The sequence below is a fragment of the Cognatilysobacter segetis genome, from assembly GCF_004359965.1.
Lineage (GTDB): Bacteria > Pseudomonadota > Gammaproteobacteria > Xanthomonadales > Xanthomonadaceae > Cognatilysobacter > Cognatilysobacter segetis.
On record NZ_SMRQ01000052.1, the window covers coordinates 1 to 26,590 of the forward strand.

23 protein-coding genes are annotated in these 26,590 nt (G+C 69.5%); 7 read left to right on the forward strand and 16 right to left on the reverse strand.

The annotated features are described in order from the left end of the window. Positions 1-297 (forward strand): DUF2058 family protein (locus E4F61_RS11150; protein WP_133479738.1); only part of this gene is annotated, 297 nt, incomplete at its 5' end. Positions 298-424: 127 nt separating this feature from the next. Here E4F61_RS11150 and metH read toward each other — a convergent pair. Genes metH through E4F61_RS11165 form a run of 3 tightly spaced genes read right to left on the reverse strand, consistent with a single transcriptional unit; the run spans position 425 to position 5,280 of the window. Then, positions 425-3,178, reverse strand: coding sequence for a methionine synthase (gene metH, locus E4F61_RS11155; RefSeq protein ID WP_133479739.1), 2,754 nt, complete (start codon positions 3,176-3,178; stop codon positions 425-427). Positions 3,179-3,220: 42 nt separating this feature from the next. Continuing rightward, positions 3,221-4,318, reverse strand: coding sequence for a homocysteine S-methyltransferase family protein (locus E4F61_RS11160; RefSeq protein WP_133479740.1), 1,098 nt, complete (start codon positions 4,316-4,318; stop codon positions 3,221-3,223). After that, positions 4,315-5,280, reverse strand: a complete 966-nt coding sequence (locus E4F61_RS11165) for an ArsR/SmtB family transcription factor (protein ID WP_133479760.1) — start codon at positions 5,278-5,280, stop codon at positions 4,315-4,317. The genes E4F61_RS11160 and E4F61_RS11165 overlap by 4 nt, the downstream gene beginning before the upstream one ends. Positions 5,281-5,361: 81 nt before the next feature. On the opposite strand from E4F61_RS11165, the gene E4F61_RS11170 reads away from it, so the two are divergent. From E4F61_RS11170 to E4F61_RS11195, 6 genes are all read left to right on the forward strand, one after another. Continuing rightward, positions 5,362-6,582: an acyl-CoA dehydrogenase family protein gene (locus E4F61_RS11170; RefSeq protein WP_338016013.1), complete on the forward strand. Its 1,221-nt coding sequence runs from the start codon at positions 5,362-5,364 to the stop codon at positions 6,580-6,582. 147 nt (positions 6,583-6,729) lie between these two features. Continuing rightward, positions 6,730-11,688, forward strand: coding sequence for an NAD-glutamate dehydrogenase (locus E4F61_RS11175; protein ID WP_133479742.1), 4,959 nt, complete (start codon positions 6,730-6,732; stop codon positions 11,686-11,688). Positions 11,689-11,796: 108 nt separating this feature from the next. Continuing rightward, complete coding sequence (locus tag E4F61_RS11180) at positions 11,797-12,570, forward strand: NAD kinase (protein ID WP_162301476.1); 774 nt, start codon at positions 11,797-11,799, stop codon at positions 12,568-12,570. 90 nt (positions 12,571-12,660) lie between these two features. Continuing rightward, positions 12,661-13,554: an SDR family oxidoreductase gene (locus E4F61_RS11185; RefSeq protein WP_133479744.1), complete on the forward strand. Its 894-nt coding sequence runs from the start codon at positions 12,661-12,663 to the stop codon at positions 13,552-13,554. Between the two features lie 14 nt (positions 13,555-13,568). Further along, positions 13,569-13,775: a DUF2795 domain-containing protein gene (locus E4F61_RS11190; RefSeq protein WP_133479745.1), complete on the forward strand. Its 207-nt coding sequence runs from the start codon at positions 13,569-13,571 to the stop codon at positions 13,773-13,775. 39 nt (positions 13,776-13,814) lie between these two features. Next, positions 13,815-14,744: a 5'-nucleotidase gene (locus E4F61_RS11195; RefSeq protein ID WP_133479746.1), complete on the forward strand. Its 930-nt coding sequence runs from the start codon at positions 13,815-13,817 to the stop codon at positions 14,742-14,744. Here the strand turns inward: E4F61_RS11195 and E4F61_RS11200 are convergent. The 13 genes from E4F61_RS11200 to asnS all read right to left on the reverse strand — a co-directional run bounded on the left by E4F61_RS11200 (position 14,741) and on the right by asnS (position 26,553). After that, a complete protein-coding gene (locus E4F61_RS11200) occupies positions 14,741-15,301 on the reverse strand; it encodes a DUF2939 domain-containing protein (RefSeq protein WP_133479747.1) in 561 nt (186 codons plus the stop codon). The genes E4F61_RS11195 and E4F61_RS11200 overlap by 4 nt on opposite strands. Before the next feature lie 72 nt (positions 15,302-15,373). After that, positions 15,374-16,813 carry an exodeoxyribonuclease I gene (gene sbcB / locus E4F61_RS11205; protein ID WP_133479748.1) on the reverse strand — a complete coding sequence of 480 codons (1,440 nt, stop codon included), beginning with the start codon at positions 16,811-16,813 and terminating at the stop codon, positions 15,374-15,376. Continuing rightward, positions 16,810-18,171, reverse strand: a complete 1,362-nt coding sequence (locus E4F61_RS11210) for an FAD-dependent oxidoreductase (RefSeq protein ID WP_133479749.1) — start codon at positions 18,169-18,171, stop codon at positions 16,810-16,812. The genes sbcB and E4F61_RS11210 overlap by 4 nt, the downstream gene beginning before the upstream one ends. Before the next feature lie 111 nt (positions 18,172-18,282). Next, positions 18,283-19,560, reverse strand: a complete 1,278-nt coding sequence (gene kynU / locus E4F61_RS11215; protein WP_133479750.1) for a kynureninase — start codon at positions 19,558-19,560, stop codon at positions 18,283-18,285. A gap of 5 nt (positions 19,561-19,565) precedes the next feature. After that, a complete protein-coding gene (locus tag E4F61_RS11220; protein WP_133479751.1) occupies positions 19,566-20,576 on the reverse strand; it encodes an amidohydrolase family protein in 1,011 nt (336 codons plus the stop codon). Positions 20,577-20,579: 3 nt separating this feature from the next. Beyond that, complete coding sequence (locus tag E4F61_RS11225; protein ID WP_133479752.1) at positions 20,580-21,131, reverse strand: 3-hydroxyanthranilate 3,4-dioxygenase; 552 nt, start codon at positions 21,129-21,131, stop codon at positions 20,580-20,582. Next, positions 21,128-21,556: a RidA family protein gene (locus tag E4F61_RS11230; protein WP_133479753.1), complete on the reverse strand. Its 429-nt coding sequence runs from the start codon at positions 21,554-21,556 to the stop codon at positions 21,128-21,130. Before E4F61_RS11230 ends, E4F61_RS11225 begins: the two co-directional genes overlap by 4 nt. Next, on the reverse strand, positions 21,553-22,218 hold the full coding sequence (gene can, locus E4F61_RS11235; RefSeq protein WP_133479754.1) for a carbonate dehydratase: 666 nt from the start codon (positions 22,216-22,218) through the stop codon (positions 21,553-21,555). The genes E4F61_RS11230 and can overlap by 4 nt, the downstream gene beginning before the upstream one ends. Further along, positions 22,215-23,648, reverse strand: coding sequence for an aldehyde dehydrogenase (locus tag E4F61_RS11240; protein ID WP_133479755.1), 1,434 nt, complete (start codon positions 23,646-23,648; stop codon positions 22,215-22,217). Before E4F61_RS11240 ends, can begins: the two co-directional genes overlap by 4 nt. Before the next feature lie 35 nt (positions 23,649-23,683). Then, positions 23,684-24,469, reverse strand: coding sequence for an SDR family oxidoreductase (locus E4F61_RS11245; protein WP_133479756.1), 786 nt, complete (start codon positions 24,467-24,469; stop codon positions 23,684-23,686). Between the two features lie 77 nt (positions 24,470-24,546). Next, positions 24,547-24,843, reverse strand: coding sequence for a hypothetical protein (locus E4F61_RS11250; RefSeq protein ID WP_133479757.1), 297 nt, complete (start codon positions 24,841-24,843; stop codon positions 24,547-24,549). A gap of 1 nt (position 24,844) precedes the next feature. Further along, the gene (locus E4F61_RS11255) at positions 24,845-25,153 is read right to left on the reverse strand and encodes a hypothetical protein (RefSeq protein WP_133479758.1); all 309 of its coding nucleotides are present in this window, start codon (positions 25,151-25,153) and stop codon (positions 24,845-24,847) included. Then, a complete protein-coding gene (asnS, locus tag E4F61_RS11260; RefSeq protein ID WP_133479759.1) occupies positions 25,153-26,553 on the reverse strand; it encodes an asparagine--tRNA ligase in 1,401 nt (466 codons plus the stop codon). The genes E4F61_RS11255 and asnS overlap by 1 nt, the downstream gene beginning before the upstream one ends. Positions 26,554-26,590: the final 37 nt, after the last annotated feature.

A 26,590-nucleotide genomic window follows, 5' to 3' on the forward strand; every position in this document is an offset into this window, starting at 1 on the left:
TTCCTGAAGGACAAGGCGCTCAACGACAAGGACGCCGACATCGCGCGGCATTTTCCGTACGGCGGCAAGATCAAGCGCATCTACGTCACCGCGGAGCAGCTGCGCGCGCTCAACGCGGGCGAGCTGGGCGTGGTGCAGCTCGACGGTCGCTACGTGCTGGTCGCGAAGGACGTGCTGGACGCCGCCGAGGCGATCTTCCAGCAGGCGGTGGCACTGCGCGTGGATCCCGATGCGCCGGCCGGCGATGACCCGTACAGCGATCCGCAGTACCAGGTGCCCGACGACCTCGTCTGGTGATGCGTTCGGACGGCGTCGCTCGCAGCCGTCGATGCCGGCACGAGCGGCGCGCGCCAACGCGTACCGGCATCGACCCCTTCCGCACCGGCCTCCTGGCGACGACGGGCCGTCACCGCGCCCGGTCCGCTCACTCCGGGTCGTAATCCAGGTTCGACGCCAGCCAGCGATCCACCTGGGCCGGCTCGACGGCTCGACGCCGCGCGTAGTCGGCCGCCTGCTCCTTGGAAACGCGCCCCACGACGAAGTACTGGCTGCCCGGGTGGCTGAAGTAATAGCCCGAGACCGCGGCCGTGGGGTACATCGCGAAATTCTCGGTCAGCGCCACGCCCGCGTTGCGGGTCGCGTCGAGCAGCCTGAACAGCGTCGCCTTCTCGCTGTGGTCGGGGCAGGCCGGATAGCCGGGCGCGGGCCGGATGCCGCGGTAGCGCTCGGCGATCAGGTCGTCGTTGGCGAGGCCTTCGTCCGCCGCGTAGCCCCAGAACTCGCGTCGCACGCGCTGGTGCAGTCGTTCCGCGAGCGCTTCGGCCAGGCGATCGGCGAGCGCCTTGAGCAGGATCGCGTTGTAGTCGTCGTGGTCGGCTTCGAAGCGCGCGATGTGCGGTTCGATGCCGATGCCAGCCGTCACGGCGAAGGCGCCGATCCAGTCCCGTCGCCCGCTGTCCGCCGGCGCCACGAAGTCGGCGAGGCAGAAGTCGGGGCGTTCGACGGGCTTGTCGACCTGCTGGCGCAGGAAGTGCAGTCGCTGCGTGCTCTCGGCCAGTTCCGGCGCGGGCGCAACGTGGCGGAGGCCGGGCACGTCCGCCAGCGGGGTGCCGACGGCGATGCGGACCTCGACGTCGTCCCCGACTGCAGCCGCGGGCCATAGACCGAACACCGCGCGCGCCTGCAGCCAGCGCTCGGCGACGATGCGATCGAGCATCGCGCGGGCGTCGCGGTACAGCTCGCGCGCCAGCGGTCCGACCACGGCGTCGTCGAGGATCGCCGGAAACCGGCCCGCGAGTTCCCATGTGTTGAAGAACGGCGTCCAGTCGATGAAGTCGACGAGCTCGGCGAGTGGATAGTCGTCCAACGCGTGGATGCCTTCGGCGCGCGGCGCTGGCGGCGTGTAGCTGTCCCAGCCGCCGTCGAACCGCTGCGCGCGTGCCTTCTCCAGCGGCACGAGGCGCTTGCCGTCGCCGCGGTTGCGGTGGCGCTGCCGGATCTCCGCGTAGTCGGCCTCGTTCGCCGCCACGAACGGCGCGCGAAGGTCGGCGGAAATCAGCGACTGCGCGACGCCGACCGCGCGCGACGCGTCCTTTACCCACACGGTCGGCGACTTGTAGTGCGGATCGATGCGCAGCGCGGTGTGCGCGCGCGAGGTCGTGGCGCCGCCGATCAGCAGCGGCATCGCCAGGCCCTGGCGCTGCATCTCGCGCGCGACGTGGCTCATCTCCTCCAGCGACGGCGTGATCAGGCCGGACAGTCCCACGAGATCGGCGTTCTCGGCCTTCGCGCGGTCGAGGATCACCTGTGCCGGCACCATCACGCCGAGGTCGATCACCTCGAAGTTGTTGCAGGCGAGCACCACGCCGACGATGTTCTTGCCGATGTCGTGCACATCGCCCTTGACCGTGGCCAGGACGATCTTGCCGTTGGAGCGGCCGGTATCGCCCGTACGCAGCTTCTCCGCCTCGATGTAGGGCAGCAGGTAGGCCACCGCCTTCTTCATGACGCGCGCGGATTTCACGACCTGCGGCAGGAACATCTTGCCGGCGCCGAAGAGATCGCCGACGACGTTCATGCCGTCCATGAGCGGGCCCTCGATCACGTCGAGTGGGCGCGTGGCCTGCTGGCGTGCCTCCTCCGTGTCCGCTTCGACCCAGGCGTCGAGCCCGTGCACCAGCGCATGCGCGAGGCGCTCGCGGACGGGCTTCGCGCGCCATGCCAGGTCCTCGACCTTCTTCTCGCCCTTCCTGCCCTTGAAGCGGTCGGCGATTTCGAGCAGGCGTTCGGTGCCGTCGCGACGGCGGTTGAGCACGACGTCCTCGACGCGCTCGCGCAGCTCCGGATCGAGGTCGTCGTAGAGGGGCAGGGCACCGGCATTTACGATGCCCATGTCCATGCCCGCGCGGATGGCGTGGTACAGGAACACGACGTGGATCGCCTGTCGCACGGGCTCGTTGCCGCGGAAGGAGAACGACACGTTGGAGACGCCGCCGGAGACGTGGCTGTACGGAAATCGCCGCTTGAGTTCGCGCGCGGCCTCGATGAACGCCACGGCGTAATCGTCGTGCTCCTCGATGCCGGTGGCGATCGCGAACACGTTCGGGTCGAAGATGATGTCCTCGGGCGGGAACCCCACCTCGTCGGTGAGCAGCGCGTACGCGCGCGAGCAGATCTCGACCTTGCGCTGGGCGGTATCGGCCTGGCCCTGTTCGTCGAAGGCCATCACCACGACCGCCGCGCCGTAGCGCCGCACCAGGCGCGCTTGGCGCAGGAACTCGGCCTCGCCCTCCTTCATAGAGATGGAATTGACGATGCCCTTGCCCTGGAGGCACTTGAGGCCGGCCTCGATCACGCTCCACTTCGAGCTGTCGACCATCACCGGCACGCGCGCGATGTCGGGCTCCGCCGCGATGAGGTTCAGGAATGTCACCATCGCCGTCTCGGAGTCGAGCAGGCCTTCGTCCATGTTGACGTCGATGACCTGCGCGCCGTTCTCGACCTGCTGCCGCGCGACCGCGACCGCTTCGTCGTAGCGTCCCTCGAGGATCAGCTTCTTGAACTGCGCCGAGCCGGTGACGTTGGTGCGTTCGCCGACGTTGACGAAGTTGCTCTCGGGGGTCACCACCAACGGCTCGAGGCCGGACAGGCGGGTGCAGCGGGGCAGCGTGGCGGTCATGGAATTACCGGATGGGACGCAGGAATGCCGGGCGCGCCCAAGTCAGGCGGCCGCTGCGTCGATGTGCGGGAGTCGACGCGGCGGCAGGCCGTCCACGGCCTTCGCGATCGCGGCGATGTGGGCCGGCGTCGTGCCACAGCAGCCGCCGACGAAATTGACCAGGCCGGAATCGGCGAACTCGCGGATGACGGCGGCCATGTCCTCGGGCGATTCGTCGTAACCGCCGAACGCGTTGGGCAAGCCCGCGTTCGGATGAGCACTGGTATAGGCATCGGCCACCTGCGCCAGCACGTCCACGTACGCGCGCAGGTCCTTGGCGCCCAGCGCGCAGTTCAGGCCGATCGCCAGCGGCCGCGAATGCCGCACGGAATACCAGAACGCGTCGGCCGTCTGGCCCGACAGCGTGCGGCCCGACGCATCGGTGATCGTGCCGGAGATCATCACCGGCAGCCGGCCGCCGCGCGCCTCGAACGCTTCCTCGATGGCGAACAGCGCGGCCTTCGCGTTGAGGGTGTCGAAGATCGTCTCGACCATCAGAACGTCCGCGCCGCCGTCGATAAGGCCGTCCGCAGCCTCGCGGTACGCGTCGCGCAGGCCGTCGAACGTCACCGCCCGGTAGCCGGGGCGGTTCACGTCGGGGCTCAGCGAGGCGGTGCGATTGGTCGGGCCCAGCACGCCGATCACGAAACGGGGGCGGCCGGTCTCGCGTTCCACCTCGTCGCAGGCGCGACGCGCGAGGCGCGCGCCCGCCTCGTTGAGCTCACGCGCGAGGTGCGACAGCCCGTAGTCGGCCAGCGAGATCGACGTCGAATTGAAGGTGTTGGTTTCGACCAGGTCCGCGCCGGCCTCGAGGTACTCACGATGGATACCGGCGATCAGGTCGGGCCGGGTGAGGCTCAGCAGGTCGTTGTTGCCGCGCTGGTCGTGCCCGCAGCCGCAGCCCGGCGCGTGGGCATGTTCCGCCGGCGGCCGGGAGCCGTCGAAGCCGAGCGCGAAGCGCTCGCCGCGGTAATCCTCCTCCGACAGCGCATGCTGCTGGATCATCGTGCCCATCGCGCCGTCGATCACGAGGATGCGCTCGGCCAGCAGGGTCTCGAGCTGCGCGACGCGCGCCGGGTGCAGCCAGGGTGCGGTCTTCATCGTGTCGCCCTTGTGCGAGTGGCCGAATCGCCGCCGGGTCGGCGTGCGATCAGCGATATGACCTCGAAATGCGGCGGACGACGCTCGCGGGTGACGAGTCCGCCGCCTTGGACCGTCAGGCCGGCCCGCGTCGCGAAACGATGCAGGTCGCGCTCGGAGAAGCCGAGGTTGACGTGGCCGTAGGCCTCGACGACCGCGCGATGCTCGTGCTTGGCGAGGCTCGTCAGCAGCAGGCGGCCGCCGGGGCGCAATGTCCGGGCCGCCTCCGACACCGCGCGGGCCGGGTCTTCCGAGTAGGTGAGCGCATGCATCAGCACGACGAGGTCGAACTGCGCGTCGTCGAAGGGCAGCGCGTGCATGTCCCCCTCGCGGACCTCCACGGTGCCTAGGCGACGCAGCCGTTCGGACGCGGCGAGCACGACCTTGCTGCTGGAATCGAGGCAGACGTACCGGCGCGCGTGCGGCGCGATCAGCTCGGCGAGCACGCCGTCGCCCGACGCGATGTCCAGCACGTCGCCGGCCTCCATCAGCGGCAATGCGGAACGCGCCAGCGCTTCCCAGGTGCGCCCAGGCGAATAGTGGCGCTCCATGTCGCCGGCCACGCTGTCGGCCCAGTTCTGGTCGGCGGCACGGCTGGCGAGGACGCCCGGCACGCGCTCGGCGTCCTGGCGGAGCAACGGGTCGTCGCTGCCATCACGCAGCATCCGCCACAGCGCGGCCTGCGCGGGTTCGAGTGCATCCTCGTCGAAGCGGTAGTACGCGGATACGCCGGACCGGCGATCGCGGACCAGTCCGGCTTCCTTGAGGCGCGCGAGATGGGTAGAGACGCGTGGCTGCGCCAGGCGCGTGATGGCCGACAGCTCGGCGACGGTCAGTTCCTCGCGTTCGAGTAGGGCCAGCAGCCGCACGCGCGTCGCATCGGCGAACGTCTTGAGCTGGCCCGACCAGGCTTCGAGGTCCATGGTGATATCCATCAACGTATCGCGATAGAGCGATAAGTTTCCTCGCGCGCCGCCGCCGGGTCAAGGCGGGAGGCGGTGCGAATGCGCATCCCGGTACAATTCGCGGGCTTTGCAGTCATCCGCCCAATTCGAGGTGCCGACGTGGATTTCCGCTTCACCGAAGAGCAGTTGATGATCCAGGATGTGGCCCGCCGCATCGCGCAGGAGAAGATCGCGCCGAGCGCCGAGCACTTCGACCGCACGGGCGAGTTCCCGCTCGACAACATCCGCACGCTGGGCGAGAACGGCCTGATGGGCATCGAGGTGCCGGCCGAATACGGCGGCGCCGGCATGGACCCGGTCAGCTACGTGCTGGCAATGATCGAGGTGGCCGCGGCCGACGCCGCGCACTCGACGATCATGTCGGTCAACAACTCGCTGTTCTGCAACGGCATCCTGAAGTACGGCACCGAGGAGCAGAAGCAGCTCTACGTGCGCGCGATCGCCGAGGGCCGCGAAATCGGCGCCTTCGCGCTGACCGAACCGCAGTCGGGCTCCGACGCCACGGCCATGCGCTGCCGGGCGACGAAGCAGGCCGACGGCACCTTCGTGGTCAACGGCAAGAAGAGCTGGATCACCTCCGGCCCGGTCGCCAAGTACATCGTGCTGTTCGCGATGACGGATCCCGACAAGGGCGCGCGCGGCATCACCGCCTTCATGATCGACACCACGCGCGAGGGCTTCGGCCGCGGCAAGACCGAGCCGAAGCTCGGCATCCGCGCTTCGGCGACGTGCGAGATCGAGTTCGACGGTTACGTCGTGCAGCCGAACGAGGTGCTCGGCCAGGAAGGCGAGGGCTTCAAGATCGCGATGAGCGTGCTGGATGCCGGCCGCATCGGCATCGCGTCGCAGGCGATCGGCATCGCCCGCGCCGCGTACGAAGCCACGCTTGCCTACGTCAAGGAACGCAAGGCCTTCGGCGCGCCGATCGGCACGTTCCAGATGACGCAGGCGAAGATCGCCGACATGAAGTGCAAGCTCGACGCGGCCACGCTGCTGACGCTGCGCGCGGCCTGGCAGAAGGGCGAGTACGACAAGGGCGGCGCGCGCTTCAGCACGGAAGCGGCCGTCGCCAAGCTCACCGCGTCGGAAGCGGCGATGTGGATCACGCACCAGGCGTTGCAGATCCACGGCGGCATGGGCTACTCGAAGGAGATGCCGATCGAGCGCTATTTCCGCGACGCCAAGATCACCGAGATCTACGAGGGCACGAGCGAGATCCAGCGCCTCGTGATCGCGCGCAACGAGACGGGCCTGCGCTGAGCCCACGATGACGACCTCGCCGGCGGTGCCGCGCGTCCGCACGGGTAAACACCCGACGGGCGCGGTGCGCATCGCCGGCGTTTCCACATCCACGATCCGCAGAACGGGCCGCGCCGACGCCGCCCGGAGCATGGAGCGATCCGCAGCATGACCAGCAAACGCACCGCCGCCCCGCGCGCCCGCGCGGCCACCCGTCGCACCGAGGCCGGCGCCGTCGACCAGATCGTCGACGCCCTGCACGCGAAGCTGCCCAAGGCGCAGCAGGCGCTGGGCGAGACCTTCGCGCGCACCTTCTACAAGCGCATGTCCGCCGACGAGTTCGCGCAGCACGCGCCCGACGCCTGGGCCTGCCTCGCCGCGGGCTTCGTCGAGTTCATCCGTACGCGCAAGCCCGGCACCGCGCTCGTGCGCCTGTTCAATCCGACCATGCGCACCAACGGCTGGGAATCGCCGCACACCGTGCTGCAGGTCGCGAACGACGACATGCCGTTCCTCGTCGACTCCGTCACGCTCGCGCTCGCCGAGCAGGGCATCGCCGTGCACGTGCTTGGCCATCCGGTGCTGCGCATCCAGCGCGACCGCGCCGGCAAGCTCACCGATGTGGGCGACGGCGCGGCCGAGTCGCTGATGCACCTCGAGATCGACCGGCAGAGCCCGGACGAGATGGCGAAGATCGAGGCCGCCGTCCGCCGCGTGCTGGAGGACGTACGTGCCATCGTCGCCGACTGGGCGCGCATGCGGGAGCGCATGCTGGAAATCGCCGACGAGCTCGCGGCACGCCCCAGCCCGCAGGCCGGGGACGACGTGCGTGAGACGCAGGAATTCCGTCGCTGGGCCGCGGAGAACCACTTCACTTTCCTCGGCTACCGCGAATACGAGGTCGGCAAGCAGGGCCGGCAGGAAGTGCTCCAGGCCGTGCCGCACACGGGCCTGGGCCTGCTGCGCGGCGAGGAGCGCGGTCAGCCGCGCCCGCTGTCGTCGCTGGGCGCGCAGTCGGCCGGTGCCGGCGCGCCGGAAGCGCTCATCCTGACCAAGACCAATGCGCGGGCGACCGTGCATCGCCGCGGTTACATGGACTACATCGGCGTGCTCAGCTTCGACAAGTCGGGCAAGCCGGTACGCGAGGAACGCTTCCTCGGCCTGTTCACCTCGAGCGCGTACAACCGCCGCCCATGGGACATCCCGGTCGTCCGTCGTCGCTACGAGCACGTGATGGACCAGTCCGGCCTGCCGGAGGACGGGCACAGCGGCAAGGCGCTCAAGCACATCCTCGAGACGCTGCCGCGCGACGAGCTGTTCCAGGCCTCCGAGGACGACCTGCTGCAGACCAGCATGGGCGTGCTCGGCCTGCAGGAGCGCGTGCGCAGCCGCATCTTCATGCGCCGCGATCGTTACGGCCGTTTCTATTCCGCGCTGGTCTACATCCCGCGCGACCGCTTCAATACCGAAGTCCGCCTGCGCATCGAAGCGATGCTCAAGGAGGCGCTGAACGCCGACCACGTCGACTCGGCGGTGCAGCTCGGCGAATCGCCGCTGGCGCAGCTGCACCTCATGGTGCGGCCCAAGCCCGCGGACGGAAATTCCGGGACGGTGCCGGACGTCGACGTCGCGGCGATCGAGTCGCAGCTTGCGCAGATCGTGCGCAACTGGGCCGACGACCTCCGCGACGAACTCATTGCGCGCCACGGCGAGGAGACCGGCCTGCCTCTGGCGCATGCCTACGGCCGCGCGCTGCCCGCCGGCTACATCGAGAACGCGTCGGCGCAGATCGCGGCCGACGACGTGGAAAACCTGTCCGCGCTGACCGGCCCCGACGACCTGCGCCTGAGCCTCTATCGCAGCCAGTCCACCGGCGGCCTGCGCTTCAAGTTCTACCGCCAGGGCGACGACATCCCGCTCTCGGATGCGCTGCCGATGATGGAGAACATGGGGCTGCGCGTGATCTCCGAGCACCCCTACCGCATCGAGGCGGCGGGCCGCGTGCTGTTCATCCAGGATTTCGAGGTCGAGTACGACCGTCCGCTCGACGTGGGCGAGTTCGACGTCGACTTCGAGGAAGCGTTCGCCGCCATCTGGCGCGGGCAGGCGGAGAACGACGGCTTCAACCGCCTGATCCTCGCGGCGGGGCTGTCCTGGAAGCAGGTCGCCATGTTGCGCGCATACTGCAAGTACCTGCTGCAGGTCGGCGTGACGTTCTCGCAGGCCTACATGGAGCGCACGCTCGCGCGCTATCCGCTGCTCGCGCGCCTGCTCGTCGAGCTGTTCGAGGCACGCTTCGACCCGGCGACCGGCCGTGAGAGCAAGGCCGAGATCCGCGCGGGGATGGACAAGTTCCAGGCGCAGCTCGCGCGACTGTCCGCCGGCGACGCCAGCGCGGCGGCGACGCTCAAGCCCGTTATCGAAGCCCGCGCGGGCAAGCGCGAGGGGCAGGTCGACGCGGCGCGCGCCGCGCTGCTGGCGCTCATGGATCGCGTGTCGAGCCTCGACGAGGACCGCATCCTGCGCAGCTTCCGCGGCGTCATCGAAGCGACGCTTCGCACGAGCTACTACCAGGGCGGACGTGGCGGCGTCGACACCGGCTACGTGAGCTACAAGTTCGACTCCGCCAAGGTGCCGGAACTGCCGAAGCCGAAGCCGTACCGAGAGATCTTCGTGTACGGCCCGCGCGTCGAAGGCGTGCACCTGCGCTTCGGGCCCGTCGCCCGTGGTGGCCTGCGCTGGTCGGACCGTCGCGAGGACTTCCGCACCGAGGTGCTGGGCCTGGTGAAGGCGCAGATGGTCAAGAACACGGTGATCGTGCCGGTCGGGTCGAAGGGCGGCTTTTACGTGAAGCGCCCGCCGCTGGGCGGCGACCGCGACGCGGTCCAGGCCGAAGGCATCGCCTGCTACCGCATGTTCATCAACGGCCTGCTGGACATCACCGACAACATCGTCGGCGGCAAGATCGTCGCGCCGAACGACGTCGTGCGCTACGACGACGATGATCCGTACCTCGTGGTCGCCGCCGACAAGGGCACCGCGACGTTCTCCGACATCGCCAACGGCATCGCCCGCGAACACGGATTCTGGCTCGACGACGCCTTCGCGTCGGGCGGGTCGGTGGGCTACGACCACAAGGGCATGGGCATCACGGCGCGCGGCGCCTGGGAATCGGTCAAGCGCCACTTCCGTGCGATGGGCCGCGACAGCCAGAAGGACGACTTCACGGTCGTTGGCATCGGTGACATGTCGGGTGACGTGTTCGGCAACGGCATGCTGCTGTCCAAGCACATCCTGCTGGTCGCCGCGTTCGACCACCGCCACATCTTCCTCGACCCGACCCCGGATGCCGCGATCTCCTTCAAGGAGCGCGCGCGCATGTTCAAGCTGCCGCGTTCGAGCTGGGAGGATTACGACGCCAAGCTGATCAGCAAGGGCGGCGGCGTCTATCCGCGCAGCGCGAAGTCGATCCCGTTGAGCCCGCAGGTCAAGCAGGCGCTGGGCATCGATGCGTCCGTCGATGCGATGAGCCCGACCGAGCTGATGAGCGCCATCCTCAAGGCCCCGGTCGACCTGCTCTGGAACGGCGGCATCGGCACCTACGTGAAGTCGAGCCGCGAGACGCATGCCGATGTGGGCGACCGCGCCAACAATGCGCTGCGTGTCGACGGGCGCGACCTGCGTTGCCGTGTCGTGGGCGAGGGCGGCAATCTCGGCCTGACGCAGCTGGGCCGCATCGAAGCCGCACAGCACGGCGTGCTGCTCAACACCGACTTCATCGACAACTCGGCGGGCGTGGATACCTCGGACCACGAGGTGAACATCAAGATCCTGCTCAACGCCGTCGTGCAGCAGAAGAAGCTCTCGTTCGACGAGCGCAACAAGCTGCTGGCGTCGATGACCGACGAAGTCGCGGACCTGGTGCTCACCGACAACTACCGCCAGAACCAGGCACTGTCGGTGATGGAGCGCATGTCGGTTTCGCGCCTCGGGTCGAAGCAGCACTTCATCCGCACGTTGGAGTCGCAGGGCCTGCTGGATCGCCAGATCGAGTTCCTGCCGAGCGACGCCGAGTTCGCCGAGCGCAAGGCGCGCGGCCAGGGCCTCACGCGTCCGGAGCTGTCGGTGCTGCTGTCCTACAGCAAGCTCGTGCTGTTCCCGCAGCTGGTGCAGTCCGACGTGCCGGAGGACCCGTACCTCTCGAAGGAGCTGGTGCGCTACTTCCCGAAGCCGCTGCAGGCCAAGTACGCGAAGGCGATGGAAGGCCACCGCCTGAAGCGCGAGATCATCGCCACGGCGGTGACCAACTCGATGGTCAACCGCATGGGCGCGACCTTCGTGCTCCGCATGCAGGAAGACACCGGCCGCAGCCCGGCGGAGATCGCCAAGGCCTACACCATCGCCCGCGAAGCGCTGGAGGCACGCGATCTCTGGGCGCAGGTCGATGCGCTCGACGGCAAGGTGCCGGAGCCGGCGCAGGTCGATGCGCTGCTGGCCGTCTGGCAGCTCATGCGCTCGATGACGCGCTGGCTGCTGTCGCGCCCGGGTGCGTTGCCGGCGATCGAGGCCGCGGTGGCGCGCTATGGCGACGGCGTGCGCGCAGTACGCGAGGCGGCCCCGTCCGCGATGACGGCCGACCAGCGCGCCGCGTACGAGCGCCGCGTGGCCGAATGGCGCGGGAAGGGCATGCCCGCCGCGCTGGCGCAGCAGCTCGCCGCGTTGCCGTTGCTGGACGCGTCGATGGACATCGTGGAAATCGCGCAGGCGCGCAAGCTGCCGGCGGCGGAAGTCACGCGTGCGCATTACGCACTGAGCAGCGCCTTGCACCTGTCGTGGCTGTACGACCAGATCGAGGCATTGCCGGTGGACAGCCGCTGGCAGGCGCTCGCGCGCGGGTCGCTCCGCGACGAGCTGGGCGCGCAGCAGCGTGCGCTCGTGGGCCAGATCCTCGCCGAGGGCGGCCGCAAGCCGGCCGACGGGAAGGTCGACGCCTGGCTGCGTCGCGACGACGCCGGCCTGCGCTTCACGCTGTCGATGCTGTCGGAGCTGGCGGCGCAGAAGTCGCTGGATTACCCGACGGTGTCCGTGGCCGTACGCCGTCTGGCGCAACTCGCCGCCGCCGGCTGATCGCGCTCGCACGCGTCATGACGAGGCCCGGCGGTTTCCGTCGGGCCTTTTCGTATGCGCCGTCCACGGCCGAGCGGCTATGCTGCGGCCATGGCGACCGAAACGCTGCTGAAAGCGAACCCGCGGCTGGCCTTCCTCGCGGCTCCCACCTCCGAGGCCCAGGCCGCGCATGAGGCGCTCCTCGCGGCCCATGGCGACACGCCGCCGGCGGAAGCGGACGTGATCGTCGCGCTGGGCGGCGACGGCTTCATGCTGCAGACGCTTCACCGGCATGGCGCACTGGGCAAGCCGGTGTACGGCATGAAGCTGGGGACCGTCGGCTTCCTCATGAACCACCAGCGCATCGAATCGTTGGTCGAGCGCATCCACGCCGCCGAGCCCGCGGTGCTGCGTCCGCTGGAGATGATCGTGCAGAGCGAGTCCGGCGCCACCGTCGGTTCACTGGCCTACAACGAAGTGTCCCTGCTGCGGCAGACGCGCCAGGCCGCGCACATCCGCATCGACCTCAATGGCCAGACGCGCCTCGAGGAGCTGATCTGCGACGGCGTGCTGGTCGCCACGCCCGCGGGCAGCACCGCCTACAACTTCTCGGCGCATGGGCCGATCCTGCCGCTCGGCGCGAACGTCATGGCGCTCACGCCCATCGCCGCCTTCCGCCCGCGCCGGTGGCGCGGCGCGGTGCTCAAGGCCGACACGGAGGTGCGCTTCACCGTGCTCGATCCGCTGAAGCGGCCGGTCAGCGCAACGGCCGATTCGCACGAAGTGCGCGACGCAGTGGAGGTGACGATCCGCGAATCGCGCGATCGCACCGTGACCCTGCTGTTCGACCCCGAGCACAATCTCGAAGAACGCATGCTCGCCGAGCAGTTCACCTCGGGCTGATGCCGGCCGCAGCCTTGCGTTCCATGCACGCGGGCTTGTCGATCGCCTAACGCGATCGGCGCGAAGCTGCGGCCTCGACAGGAGGCCGCGATGAAGACACGACTCAAGCCCGTTTCCGATCAGGTGATGGTGATCACCGGCGCCAGCAGCGGCATCGGACTGGCGACTGCATTGATGGCGTCCGAAGGCGGGGCACGGCTCGTGCTGATCGCGCGCAGCGGCGAGACCCTCGAGGACATCCGCGGCGGGCTGCGTGATCTCGGCAGCGAGGCCATCGTCTGCCCGGCGGACGTCGCCGATCGCGAAGCGCTGGAGGCGGCCGCGCGGAAGGCCGTCGAGCGCTGGGGCCGCATCGACACGTGGGTCAACGATGCCGGCGTGTCGATCTACGGCCGCCTGGACCAAGTGAGCGACGAGGACAACCGTCGGCTGTTCGAGACCAACTTCTGGGGCACGGTGAACGGGTCGCTGGTCGCCTTGCCGTACCTGCGCCGGCAGGGCGGTGCGCTGATCAACGTCGGCAGCGAAGTGTCGGATGCGGTGATACCGCTGCAGGGCATGTACGCGGCGAGCAAGCACGCAGTGAAGGGATTCACCGATGCGTTGCGCGTCGAGAGCGAACTGGTCGACAAGGCGCCCGTGGAGATCGTGCTGATCCAGCCCACGGCGGTCGATACACCGTATCCGCAGCATGCGGCGAACTACATGGCAGAGGAGCCGAAGCTGCCGACGCCGATGATCGAGCCCGAGGACGTCGCCGAGGCGATATTGAAAGCGGCGGAGGAAGGCGGCCGCGACATCAAGGTCGGCGCGATGTCGAAGATGAACACCCTGACGTCCAAGCTCGCCCCGAGCCTGGGCGATCGCCTGTCGGCGATGCAGGCCGGTCGCCAGCAGCGCGACACGTCCGCCACGCGCGACCGAGACGGCGCGCTGTACCGCGCCAGCGAGGACGGCCGGACGCACGGCACTCCGAACCTTTGAGGAAGGAGAACGACATGACGCGTGGACTGGGCGGCGAATCGCCGTCGAACGTGGAACGCTATCTCGCCGGCGTGCAGTACCCGGCCACCAAGGGCGACCTGCTGCAGGCGGCCCAGGCCAACGGCGCGCCGCGCGACATCATGCAGCTCATCGAGCAGATCGAGATGGACCGGTTCGGCGGGCCGCAGGATGTCATGAAGGGCTACGGCCGGCTGCACTGACCGGCCGTGCGGGCCTCGCCGGGCGTGCACAATAGCCGCATGCCCGACCGCGATGCCAACCCCCTGATCGTCGCCATATCCTCGAGGACGCTGTTCGACCTCGAGGAAGGCCACGACCTGTTCGAGCGCGAAGGCCTCGAGGCTTACGCCCACTACCAGCGCGGCCACGAGAACGACGTGCTCGCGCCAGGCGTGGCGTTTCCGCTCGTGCGCAAGCTGCTGCGACTCAACGAGGGCGCGCCGCCGGAGGCGCCGCGCGTCGAGGTGATCCTGATCTCGCGGAACTCGGCCGATACGGGCCTGCGCATCTTCAATTCGATCGCGCACCACGGGCTGTCGATCCGGCGTGCGGCGTTCAGCAACGGGGCGCCGCCGTATCCCTACATCCGGCCGTTCGGCGCCGACCTGGTCCTCTCGGCCCACGGGGAGGACGTGCGCGCCGCGCTCGACGCGGGCGTCGCGGCCGCGATGCTGCTGCCGTCGACCTCACCCTCCGTCGCCGCGGCAGCGGCCCGCAATCCGGACCAGCTGCGGATCGCCTTCGATGGCGATGCCGTGATCTTCGACGACGAGGGCGAGCGCGTCTCGCGCGAGGGCGGGCTGGCGGCCTTTGCCGAACACGAGCTGCGACGCGCCGGCGAGCCGCTCTCGGGCGGCCCGTTCCGCGGCTTCCTCGACGCGCTGCACCGCCTGCAGCAGGCGTTCCCGACGGGCGACGACGCGCCGATCCGTACCGCGCTGGTGACGGCGCGCTCGGTGCCGGCGCATGAGCGCGTCATCCGCACGCTGCGCGAATGGGGTATCCGGCTCGACGAGGCGCTGTTCCTCGGCGGACGACCCAAAGGCCCTTTCCTGCAGGCGTTCGGCGCCGACATCTTCTTCGACGACTCCGAGCACAACATCGTGTCGGCCCGCGACCACGTCGCCGCCGGCCATGTGCCGCACGGCGTCGCCAACCGGCCGCGCTAGGCGACCAGGCTCGCGACCAGTCGATCGACCGGCAGGCGCACGTCCGTCACGCGCCAGCGCACTCCCGTGCGGGTGAACACGAACACGATCGGCACGCCGTCGGCGTTCTGCACGGTGGCGGTGAAGCGCGAGGCGGATTCGTAGCGGTAGGACGCGTCGCGCAAGGGATCGAACTGGACGTCCGTCGGCGCCGCCGGATCGGCGGGGTAGCCCATCGCGCGACGCACCACGCTGCGTCCCTGCAGGATCGCGCCGATGCCGGCGGGTGTCGCAAGCGCGTCCACGACACCCGAGGTCATGGTCGCGGTCACCTGTCGGCCCAGCGCCTTGAGGCGGTCATCGGTACCCGGATCGCCCATCTTGCGCGCGAGGAAATCCTCGAGCTGGGCCTTGATGCTCGAGCGCACGAGATCGAAATCGACGTCGCGCCGCAGCGAGACCATGTCGCCGCGTTGCACGGCGTCGCTGATCGAGCGCGCGGTCAGGAACGGACCGGCGGCGACGTAACCGGCGAGCGCGAACACCACGAGCAAAACGAGTGCGAGAAGCTTCTTCATCGGTTCTCCGCGATCGGCGGTCAGCTTAGGCGGGACGCGTGAGCGGCGCGCGCAGGCGTCGACCGCACGGGTTCAGGCGATCTGCGCCTGCAGGTCGCGTCCCCAGGCATCGAGGCGGTCGAGCAGGTCGTTCACCCGCGCGTCGCCCGCATGCTGTGATCGCAGCTGGTCGACCTCCTCGAAGTAGGTCGGGAAGGAATATTCCGACCGCGACGTATCGGCAAGCCGCTCGCGGCGGTAGCCGTCCCAGCGCGCCTGCTCGCTGGCGTCGAGCGAATCCCGCCAGTTGCGCGCGCGATAGCGGAACAGCAGTTCCGGAAGGCGGGGGTCGGCGAAATGGAAGTCCGTCGCGCCGAGGTAGCGCGCCGGCGTGCCGCGGACGTCCGGGAAGCGCTGCCGGTCGCCGTCGGGCAGGAACCCGTCGTACAGCGAGGCATCGCAATCGGCCGCGCCGCGGTCGGGCATCGCGGCGTAGACACGGCGGACCTTCTCGACGATCTCGTCCGCGTGGGCGCGAAGGCGCGCGGCGTTGTCCTCGACGCGTCCGGCATCGATGCGCAGACGTGCGAGATCCTCGTCGCGCAGGTGGTTCCAGTCGACCAGGGCCGGGCAGCGGTTGAGGTGGACTTCCTTCAACGCGATGCGCTCCTCGCCCTCGGCCATTTCGTCCTGGCGCACGTAGAGCCGGCTCGCGATCGTTTCGGCCGAGGCCGACAGCAACTGGGTGGGGTCTTGCAGCAGGTCGTACACGATCACGCGGTTGCCGACCCGCGGATGTGGCGCGATCGGCAGCACCGGCGCGGCGCACAGCCGACTGGCCGGAAACCGCTGCGACACGTGCAGCACGGGCTTCATGGCGACCGCGTCCAGCAGGCTGCCCGCGAAGCGCTTGTCGCGCAGGCGCAGGCAGTACGCCCACAGCCGCGGCTGTGCGTCACGCAACCGTTTGGACAGCCCGATCAGCGCGCGCACGTCCGACAGCGCCTCGTGCGCGTCGCCAATGCGCACGCCGTTCGCGGTCGCGAGGCCTTCGAGGGTGAAGGACGGCGTGCCGTCCTCGCGGTAGACCCACTCGATGCCGTCGGGGCGCAGCGCATGCGCGAGGCGCATCACGTCCAGCAGGTCCCAGCGGCAATTGCCGCCGCGCCACTCCCGCTCGTAGGGGTCGTAGAAATTGCGGAACAAGCCGTGCCGGACGAACTCGTCGTCGAAGCGCAGCGAGTTGTAGCCGGCGGTGCACGTGCCCGGGCGCATCATCTGCTCGTGGATGCGCGCGAAGGCTTCGGCTTCGTTGACCCCGTGCTCGCATGCGTGCTGCGGCGAGATGCCGGTGATCAGGCTCGCGACCGGCGACGGCAGCAGGTCGTCGGCCGGCTTTACGTAGAAGCAGATCTCGTCGTCGACCGGATTGAGATCGGCGTCGGTGCGGATCGCCGCGAACTGCGCGATCCGGCTCCGCCGCGGGCAGGCGCCGAAGGTCTCGAGGTCGTAGAAGAGAAAGCTGTCGGTCACGCATCCGCTCCCAGCGGGGCGAGGCGCTCGACCACCCGCCGGTCGGCTTCGGCGCGGTCCACGCTGTCGAGGCTTTCGTGCCCACGCGTGAGTTCGGCGAGCAGCTCGCGCTGGATTTCGCCCCGTTCGAACGCGGTCGCGTAGGGGATGCGCATGAACGTGACCATCGAGTAGCGCGGCACGAACCGGTCGGGGTGTCGCGCCGCGAGCTCGCGCTCGAGGGCGCGTTGCAGCAGGAATTCGTCGTCGCCGACCCGATCGCGCATCTCGAGGTAGTTCTCCAGCGCCATCCGCTGGATGGCGCGCGCGTTCGGCAGGCGCTCGGCCTGGAACGCGGCGAACGCCTGCGCGCGATCGGGTGCGCGGTCCAGGTGCTCGGCGAGCGCGACGCAGTCCTCGAACGCGCAGTTCATGCCCTGGCCGTGGAACGGCACCATGGCGTGCGCCGCATCGCCGAGCAGCACGGCGTCGCCGCCAAGATGCCAGCGGTCGAGGTACAGCGTCGCCAGAAGGCCGGTGGGGTGCCCGTCGAAATCGCGTTCGAGCGACGGAATCAGCGGCGATGCATCGGCGAAATCGCGATCGAACAGGGCGCGCGCTTCGGCCCCGTCGCGTACGGTCTCGAAGCTGGGATCGCCGGTGTTCGGCAGGAACAGCGTGACGGTGAACGTGCGCTCGTCGTTCGGCAGCGCGATGCACATGTAGCGTCCACGCGGCCAGATGTGCAGCGCGTTCGGTTCGATGCGGAAGCCGCCGTCGCCGGCCGGCGGGATCTCGAGTTCCTTGTAGCCGTGGCCGAGGTTCTCGGTGCGGGCGCCGAGATCCGCGCGACCCGCCATCGCCTCACGCAGCGCCGAACCCGCACCGTCGGCGCCGACGAGCGACTCGAACGCGACCTGGTGCGAGGCGCCGTCGCGTGCGGTGAAGCGCGCGATGCGTGCGTCGAAATCGACCGATTCGAGCCCGCGGTCGAAGTGCAGCCTCACGCCCGATTGCTCCGCGATGTCGAGCAGCGCGATGTTCAGCTCGCCGCGATGCACCGACCAGATCACCTCGCTATCGTCGCGGCCATAACGCAGCAGCTCGGTGCGACCGTCGGGAAAGTGCACCATGCGGCCGCGCATCATCACGGCGTGTCGCATGACCGCCGTTTCGGCGCCGGCGAGGCGCAGTGCGTGGCGACCGCGCTCAGCGAGCGCGAGGTTGATGGAGCGGCCTCCCGCGTAACCGGCGACGCGCGGGTCGCCGCGCTTTTCGTACACGTCGACATCCCAGCCGCGGCGCGCCAGCAGCGTGCCGAGCAGGGCCCCGGCCAGGCCGGCGCCGATGAGGGTGATGTGGCGGCTGTTGTCGGTCACGGCGTCATCCGTCGGGCGTCGTCGGCCGAGTGTAGAGCGGGCCGCGGCGAATGCGTCGCGCGGCAGGGCCGACGCGCGGCGATGCGCGGCATCAGCGACGCCCGCACCGGCTCACGCCGCGTCCGCCGCCCATCGCTCGGTTTCCCGCGCGAAGCGCAGCACGTCCGCGTGTGTGTTGTAGAGCGGGGCAGGGGAGATGCGGATGACGTCCGGCTCCCGCCAGTCGCCCAGCACGCCGCGGTCGGCGAGGCGTTCGAACAGCGCGCGCCCCCGCTCGCGGCCGCCGTTCACGCGCAGCGACAACTGGCAGCCGCGCCGTGCCTCCTCGCGCGGCGTGACGACCTGCAGCACGTCGCCGAGGCGTGCATCGATGAGCCCCTCGAGGTAGCCCGTCAGCGAGCGCGACTTGGCGCGAAGTGCCGGCATTCCCGCGCGATCGAACAGGTCCAGGGACGCGCGCAGCGGCGCCATCGACAGGATCGGCGGGTTGCTGAGCTGCCAGCCGTCCGCGCCCGCGGCCGGCACGAAGTCGGGCCCCATCCGGAAGCGCGTGGCGGGATCGTGCCCCCACCAGCCGGCGAAGCGAGGCAGGTCCTCGCGCGCATGGCGCTCGTGCACGAAGGCACCGGCGACCGCACCCGGGCCGGAGTTCACGTACTTGTAGTGACACCAGGCGGCGAAGTCGACGCCGCTGTCGTGCAGCGCGAGCTCGAGATTGCCGACACCGTGTGCCAGGTCGAAGCCGCAGAGCGCGCCGGCGCGGTGGGCGAGCGTCGCGATCGCCTTCAGGTCGAAGGCCTGGCCGGTGCGGTACTGCACGCCCGGCCACAGCACCAGCGCGAGGCGGTCGCGGTGGGACTCGATGGCGCGCTCGATCGCGGCCATCGAGATCGTGCCGTTCGGCTCGTCCGCCTGGACCTCGATGAGGTCGGTGCCCGGGTCGAAGCCGTGGAACGCGACCTGCGATGCCGTGGCATGGCGATCGGAGGGGAACGCGCCCGCCTCGATCAGGATCGCCGGGCGCTCGGGCGTCGGTCGGTAGAAGCTGACCATGAGCAGGTGCAGGTTGGCGGTCAGCGTGTTCATGGCCACGACCTCGAGCGGCTTGGCGCCGACGAGGCGCGCGAGCGGCTCGCGTACCAGCTCGTGGTAGCCCATCCACTGGGCCTTGCCGGTGAAGTGGCCTTCGACCGCTTCCTCCTCCCATTTGCGCAGCACGGTCTCCACGTGCGCGCGTGCGCCGCGCGGCTGCAGGCCCAGCGAATTGCCGACGAAGTACGCCATGGGCGCGCCGTCGTGGCGCGGAATGAGGAACTCGTCGCGGAACGCGCGCAGCGGATCGGCCGCGTCGAGCGTCGCGGCATGCGCGTCGGAAAAAAGGTCGGTCATCGGATTCAGGCGAAGCGGGAGGAAGGCAGGCCGAGCCAGTCGAGCGCGGTGCGATGGTAGAGCCGCTGCTGCTCATCGTCCGACAGGCCGAGCGCGGCGATGCCGGCGCCCGGTTCCTGCTCGCCGAGCGGGAACGGATAGTCGGTGCCGAGCATCACGCGGTCGACGCCGCAGGTATCGAGCAGGTAACGCAGCGCACGCGGGTCGGCGACCCACGAATCGAAGAACAGCCGCGACAGGTAATCGCGCGGATTGCGCGGGTTGTCGGTGGCCACGAGGTCGGGCCGCATGTTGAAGCCGTGCTCGATGCGGCCGATGGTGTACGGGAACGAGCCGCCGCCGTGCGCGAGGCAGACCTTCAGTTTCGGCAGGCGTTCGAGCACGCCGCCGAAGATCAGGCTGCAGGCCGCGCGCGACTGCTCGGCGGGCATGCCCACCAGCCAGGGCAGCCAGTATTTCGGCATCGACTCGCTCCCCATCATGTCCCACGGGTGCACGAGGATCGCCGCGCCGAGCTCAGAGGCCGCCTGGAAGAACTCGAACAGCTCCGGCGCGTCGAGGTTCCAGTCGCCGATGTGGCTGCCGATCTGCACGCCCTGCAGGCCGAGCTGATCCATGCAGCGCTCGAGCTCCTGCACCGCGAGCCGCGGCGACTGCAGCGGCACGGTGCCGATGCCGGCGTAATGGCGCGGGTAGTCGTTCACCGCCTGCGCCATGTGGTCGTTGAGCGCCTGGTGCAACTCGAGCGCGTGCTGCGGCTTGGCCCAGTAGCTGAACATCACGGGCACGGTGCTGATGACCTGCACCTGCACGCCGAAGCGCGCGTAGTCGTCGACGCGTTCCTGCGGATCCCAGGTCTTGCTGAAGATCTCGCGGAAGAACCGGCCGTCCTTGTAGATGCGGTGGCGGCCGTCCTCGGTGTGGTGGATCACCGGGAAGCGCGGATCACCGTACTTGCGGGCGAGGTCGGGCCAGTCGCGCGGCAGGTAGTGCGCGTGGGTGTCGATCTTGAGCATGCGTCAGGTGATGTCCGCTTCGGAATCCGCCTGCAGCTCGTACCGGCTCGGCCGCGGGGTGAGGTGGCCGCACGTCGCGCAGGTGCGCAGCGCGTCGTCGCGGTAGAAGCGCTCGAACACGCGGAAGAAGTCCTGCTCGATGTCGACGAGGTGGAAGAATTCCTCGTAGAGCTTGGTATTGCACCGTTCGCAGAACCACATCAGCGCGTCGTTCTCGTGGTCGAGCCGCCTGCGCTCGATCACCAGCCCCACGCCGCCCGCGCTGCGCTGCGGGCTGTGCGGCACGCGAGGCGGCAGGTAGAACATCTCGCCGGCGCGGATCGGGATGTCGCGCACCTCGCCGTCTTCCTGGATGCGCAGCACCATCTCGCCCTCGAGCTGGTAGAAGAATTCCGGCCCGTCCTCGAAGTGGTAGTCGGTGCGCGCGTTCGGGCCGCCCACCACCATCACGATGTAGTCGCCGTCGACGATGCACTTGTTGCCCACCGGCGGCTTCAGCAGCTCGCGGTGCTCGTCGATCCAGCGCTGCAGGTCGATGGGGCCGGGCAGGCTCATTTGCGCAGCGCCGCCACGCACTTCATCTCGACGGCGATCGGCGTGGGCAGGAAGCTCACCCCGACGGTCGTACGGCAGGGCGCCTTCGCCGGATCGGGGAAGTATTCCGCCCAGATCTCGTTGAAGACGCGGAAGTCGTGCGGCAGGTCGGTGAGGTAGACGGTGACGTCGACGAGATCCTGCAGCGTCGCACCGGCGGCCTCGAGCACCGCGCGCACGTTGCGGAATACCGCGCGGCACTGCGCCTCGATGTCGTAGCTCATCAGCTTGCCCTGCGCGTCGCGCACGTCGCCGCTGACCTGGTTGGTATCGGGATCGCGCGGGCCGATGCCCGACAGGATCAGCATGTCGCCCACACGGCGCGCGTGCGGGTACGAGCCTACGGCGCGGGGGGCGTGGTCCTTCAGGATGATGCTGTCGCTCATGCGGTTCGCTCCGGTGAATCGAGGTGGGCCAGGGCCCTCCAGTAGGCCTCGGCGATCGTGTCGGTGGCGCCGACGTGCAGCCCGAGGTCGCGGACGAGACCGTCCTCCAGCCGGTAGACCCAACCGTGGACCGTGACGTCCTGACCGCGCGCCCAGGCGTCGTGCAGGACCGTCGTCTGGCAGACGTTCACCACCTGCTCGAGCACGTTCAGCTCGCACAGCCGGTCGTGCTGCGCTTGGACGTCGGGCAGCGGCGACAGCTTGGCGCCGTGTTTGTCGGCCACGTCGGCGACGTGCCGCACCCAATTGTCGGCCAGCCCCAGTCGCCTCTGCGTCAGCGCCGCGAGCACGCCGCCGCAGCCGTAGTGCCCGACGACAAGGATGTGCCGCACCTTCAGCACGTCCACCGCGAACTGGATCACCGACAGGCAGTTGAGGTCGGTGTGCACCACCACGTTCGCGATGTTGCGATGGACGAAGACCTCGCCCGGCGCCATGTCGATGATCTGGTTGGCGGGCACGCGCGAATCGGAGCAGCCGATCCACAGGAACTCGGGGGCCTGCTGTTGCGAAAGCTGGGCGAAGAAGCCCGGCTGTTCCGCTTCGACGCGGGCGGCCCATTCGCGGTTGCGATGCAGCAGGTCGGTGAGGGTTTCCGTCACTCGCAGTTCTCCAGGCAGATGCCGACGTTCTTGGGTTCGGTGAAGAAGCGCATCGCCTCCCAGCCGCCTTCGCGGCCGAGTCCGGAGGCGCCGGCGCCGCCGAACGGCGTGCGCAGGTCGCGCTGCATCCAGGTGTTGATCCAGACCATGCCGACGCGCAGCGCGGCGGCGAGGCGGTGCGCGCGGCCGACGTCGCGCGTCCAGACGGAGGCCGAGAGGCCGTAGTCGCCCGTATTGGCGAGCGCGAGCGCCTCGGCCTCGTCGTCGAAGGCCTGCACCGTCACGATCGGGCCGAAGATTTCCTCGCGGTTGGTCGCGCACCCGGCGTGAAGGCCGTCGATGACCGTCGGCTCGACGAACCAGCCCTCGCGAGCGAGTGCACGGCCGCCGCTGACGACGCGGCCACCTTCATCGACCGCCCGCGCGATCGCCGCGACGACCTTGTCGAACTGCGCCTGCGACACCAGCGGGCCCATCGCCGTCGCCTCGTCGAGCGGATCGCCGACCCGCAGTGCCTGCGCGCGCTCGACGAACGCAGCGAGGAACTCATCATGGATCGAGCGCTCCAAGAGAAGGCGCGATCCGCAGAGACAGATCTGCCCGCTGTTCTGGAAGGCGGAGCGCACCAGCACGTCGAGGTGTGTGCGCCACGGGCTGTCGGCGAACACGAGCGTCGCGTTCTTCCCGCCGAGCTCCAGCGAGACCTTCTTCAGTAGCGGCGACGCCAGCCCGGCGATGCGGCGCCCCACGGCCGTGCTGCCGGTGAAGGTGACGGCCTTGACGTCCGGATGCACGACCAGCGGTTCGCCGGCATCGGGCCCTCGGCCGTGCACGATGTTCAGGACGCCCGCGGGAAAGCCGATGCCCGCCGCGATCTCGCCCAGCAGCGTGGCGGTCCACGGCGTGATCTCGGACGGCTTGGCGACGACCGTATTGCCTGCGGCGAGCGCGGGCGCGATCTTCCAGGTCAGCAGGTAGAGCGGCAGGTTCCAGGGCGAGATCGCCGCGACGACGCCCAGCGGCGAGCGCAACGTGTAGTTCAGGCCGGCCTCGCCGTGGTGGGACTCGCTTGCGAATTGCGTCGCCGCGTGGGCGAAGAACCGCAGGTTGGCGATCGCGCGCGGGATCTCGATTTCGCGTGCCAGCCTGAGCGGCTTACCGCTGTCGCGCGCTTCGGCCGAGGCCAGCGCCGGCGCGTGGTCCTCCAGCGCCGAGGCGAGGCGTTCGAGCCAGCGGGCGCGCTCGCTGGGACGCAGCGCCGACCAGGCGGGAAAGGCCTCGCGCGCGGCCGCAACCGCCGCGTCCACCTCGGCCGCCCCGCCGGCCGCCACGTGCGCGTATACGCGGCCCGTCGCCGGCTCGTGCACGTCGAGCCGGTCACCGTCCTTGGACGGTGTCGACCTGCCTGCGATCCAGTGGTTCAGCTCCATGCCCGAAGCTTAGCGGACGCGCCCGCGCCCGCCCGTCAGATCGATTGCATCCGGCCGCCGTCGACCGCCAGGCTCACGCCGTTGACGTAGCCGGCCGCGGGCGAACAGAGGAACGCGATGGCGGCGGCTACCTCGGCGGGCGAGGCGAAGCGGCCCGCCGGCACGGTGCGGCGCATCGCGTCGGCGACTTCCGCCTCCGACTGGCCACCGGTGCGCGCACGGTCGGCGAGGATCTGCGACAGGCGCGCGGTCTCGGTGTAACCCGGCAGCACGTTGTTGACGGTGATCCCGTCGGCGGCCAGCTCGCGCGACAGCGTCTTGGCCCAGCTCGCCACGGCGCCGCGGATCGTGTTCGACACGCCCAACCCCGCGATCGGCTCGCGCACCGACGTGGAGATCACATTGACGATGCGGCCCCAGCGTTCGCCGCGCATGCCCGCCAGGACCGCCTGCACCAGTACCTGGTTGGCGAGCAGGTGCCGGCCGAACGCGTCGCGGTAGGCGTCGAGCGTCGCCGCGTGAGCGGGCCCACCCGGCGGCCCCGCCGTGTTGTTGACGAGAATCCCGACCGCTTTGCCAGCGGCGAGGCCGCGCACCTTCGCGTCCAGCTCGTCGAGCTGCGAGACGTCCGCCGAGATCGAGCCGTGCTGCTGAGCGCCGCGCACGGGCAACTGCGCGACGGCGGCTTCGAGCGCGTCCGGTCGGCGCGCGAGGAGGGTGACGTCGGCGCCGAGCAACGCGAGTTCCAGCGCCGCGGCCCGTCCGATGCCTTCGGACGCGCCGCAGACGAGCGCGTGGCGGCCGGTGAGATCCAGATCCATTGCAGGCTCCTTGTCGGGGGCGGTCTTCGGATTGCCTTTCGCGACGCAGCGCGCGACGCGCGGTTCCGGTCGCGCCGTTACTGGCGCTTGGGCAGCTTGACGATCATCCGCCCGCGCAGCGCGTCGTCGTCGCCGGGCGCCGGCGGCACCAGGGTGTCGAGGTCGATCCCGCGCACATTTGCATCTTCCTGGTCGAGGCCGTCGAGCGAGACGAATTCGGCGTCCATCAGTGCGGCGCGCGCGCTGTCCTCGCTGTCGTACGGCAGCGTCGCGCCGTCGCAGTCGAAGACTTCGGCCGTTCCCGCTTCCCTTACGCGCAACCTCGCCCAGATGAGCGTGTCGCCCGCCGTCGCCAGCCACCATTCGTCGCGCATCTCAGCCTCCGATCCAGTACGACACGAGCCACAGGATCCACGCCGCGAGCAGCGCGCCGATGATCGTGAAAAGCGAGACGCGCGCCGGTGTCGCGAGGCCGCTGAGGCTCGGATCCGGGGTGCGACGGTACTCGCCGCGCAGCAGCCACAGCCAGGCGCGCGCGCGGAAGAACGGGCTTGCGCCGAGCTCGCTGACGAGCTGCGGGTGGCGATCGCGGATGTGCACGAGTGCGAGCGGCCAGAAGATCACCAGCGCCGTCGCACCGCCGATCGCCACGCCCACGAAGCAGAGGGCGAGGAACAGGATCATCAGAATTCCGCCTGGCCCGGCGCGCGCGGGTAGGGGATCGCGTCGCGGATGTTCGACAGCCCGCAGACGTAGACGACCAGCCGCTCGAAGCCGAGGCCGAAACCGGCATGCGGCACGGTGCCGTAACGGCGGAAGTCGCGATACCAGCCGTAGTGCTCGGCGTCGAGGCCGAATTGCGCCATGCGCTTGTCGAGCACGTCGAGGCGCTCTTCACGCTGGCTGCCGCCGATGATCTCGCCGATGCCGGGCGCGAGCACGTCCATCGCGGCGACGGTCCTTCCATCGTCGTTGAGGCGCATGTAGAACGCCTTGATGTGCTCGGGATAGTTCATCACCACGACCGGTCGGCCGACGTGCTGCTCGGTCAGCCAGCGCTCGTGCTCGGTCTGCAGGTCCAGTCCCCATTCGACCGGGAAATCGAACTTGACGCCGGACTTCTGCAGCAGTGCGATCGCGTCCGAGTACTCGATGCGCTCGAACGGCGCATTGATGAACGCCTCGAGGCGGGTGATCGCGTCCTTCTGCACCCGCTCGGCGATGAAGGCCATGTCGTCGCCGCGCTCGTCGAGCACCGCGCGGAACAGATACTTCAGGAAGTCCTCCGCGACGTTCGCATCCTCGACGAGGTCGGCGAACGCGATTTCCGGCTCGATCATCCAGAACTCGGCCAAGTGGCGCGTGGTGTGGGAGTTCTCCGCGCGGAACGTCGGGCCGAACGTGTAGACCTTGCTGAGCGCGAGGCAGTAGGCCTCGACGTTGAGCTGGCCCGACACGGTCAGGAACGCCTCCTTGCCGAAGAAGTCGCGATCGAAGTCGACGTTGCCCTTGGCGTCGCGCGGCAGGTTGGCCATGTCGAGCGTGGACACCCGGAACATCTGGCCCGCGCCTTCGGCATCGGACGTGGTGATGATCGGCGTGCTGATCCAGAAGTAGCCGCGCTCGTGGAAGAAGCGATGCACGGCCTGGGCGAGCGTGTTGCGGATGCGCGTGACCGCGCCGAACAGGTTGGTGCGTGGGCGCAGGTGCGCGACCTCGCGCAGGAACTCCAGCGAGTGCGCCTTCGGCTGGATCGGATAGGTTTCCGGGTCCTCGACCCAGCCGACGACTTCGATCGCCGATGCCTGGATCTCGAACGCCTGGCCCTGGCCCTGCGACTGCACGAGCGTGCCGGTCGCCACCACCGCGCAACCGGCGGTAAGGCGCTTGACCTCGGCTTCGTAGTTCGGAAGGTCGGCGGGCGCCACCACCTGGATCGGCGCGAAGCAGGAGCCATCGCTGACGTTGACGAAGCTCAGCCCCGCCTTGGAGTCGCGCCGCGTGCGGACCCAGCCGCGCACCGTGACCTCACCGCCCGCCGGCACCTTGCCCGCGAGCGCCTGCTCGACGCTCATGATCGTCATGCGCTGACTGTCCGTCCTGACTTGAAATGCGGGCCCG

Coding starts and splice junctions, on each gene's coding strand:
- metH (WP_133479739.1), bottom strand. CDS start 3,178: ATGACCGCCACGCTGCCCCGCTGCACCCGCCTGTCCGGCCTCGAGCCG.
- E4F61_RS11160 (WP_133479740.1), bottom strand. CDS start 4,318: ATGAAGACCGCACCCTGGCTGCACCCGGCGCGCGTCGCGCAGCTCGAG.
- E4F61_RS11165 (WP_133479760.1), bottom strand. CDS start 5,280: ATGGACCTCGAAGCCTGGTCGGGCCAGCTCAAGACGTTCGCCGATGCG.
- E4F61_RS11170 (WP_338016013.1), top strand. CDS start 5,362: ATGCGCATCCCGGTACAATTCGCGGGCTTTGCAGTCATCCGCCCAATT.
- E4F61_RS11175 (WP_133479742.1), top strand. CDS start 6,730: ATGACCAGCAAACGCACCGCCGCCCCGCGCGCCCGCGCGGCCACCCGT.
- E4F61_RS11185 (WP_133479744.1), top strand. CDS start 12,661: ATGAAGACACGACTCAAGCCCGTTTCCGATCAGGTGATGGTGATCACC.
- E4F61_RS11190 (WP_133479745.1), top strand. CDS start 13,569: ATGACGCGTGGACTGGGCGGCGAATCGCCGTCGAACGTGGAACGCTAT.
- E4F61_RS11195 (WP_133479746.1), top strand. CDS start 13,815: ATGCCCGACCGCGATGCCAACCCCCTGATCGTCGCCATATCCTCGAGG.
- E4F61_RS11200 (WP_133479747.1), bottom strand. CDS start 15,301: ATGAAGAAGCTTCTCGCACTCGTTTTGCTCGTGGTGTTCGCGCTCGCC.
- kynU (WP_133479750.1), bottom strand. CDS start 19,560: ATGACCGACCTTTTTTCCGACGCGCATGCCGCGACGCTCGACGCGGCC.
- E4F61_RS11220 (WP_133479751.1), bottom strand. CDS start 20,576: ATGCTCAAGATCGACACCCACGCGCACTACCTGCCGCGCGACTGGCCC.
- E4F61_RS11225 (WP_133479752.1), bottom strand. CDS start 21,131: ATGAGCCTGCCCGGCCCCATCGACCTGCAGCGCTGGATCGACGAGCAC.
- E4F61_RS11230 (WP_133479753.1), bottom strand. CDS start 21,556: ATGAGCGACAGCATCATCCTGAAGGACCACGCCCCCCGCGCCGTAGGC.
- E4F61_RS11240 (WP_133479755.1), bottom strand. CDS start 23,648: ATGGAGCTGAACCACTGGATCGCAGGCAGGTCGACACCGTCCAAGGAC.
- E4F61_RS11245 (WP_133479756.1), bottom strand. CDS start 24,469: ATGGATCTGGATCTCACCGGCCGCCACGCGCTCGTCTGCGGCGCGTCC.
- E4F61_RS11250 (WP_133479757.1), bottom strand. CDS start 24,843: ATGCGCGACGAATGGTGGCTGGCGACGGCGGGCGACACGCTCATCTGG.
- E4F61_RS11255 (WP_133479758.1), bottom strand. CDS start 25,153: ATGATCCTGTTCCTCGCCCTCTGCTTCGTGGGCGTGGCGATCGGCGGT.
- asnS (WP_133479759.1), bottom strand. CDS start 26,553: ATGACGATCATGAGCGTCGAGCAGGCGCTCGCGGGCAAGGTGCCGGCG.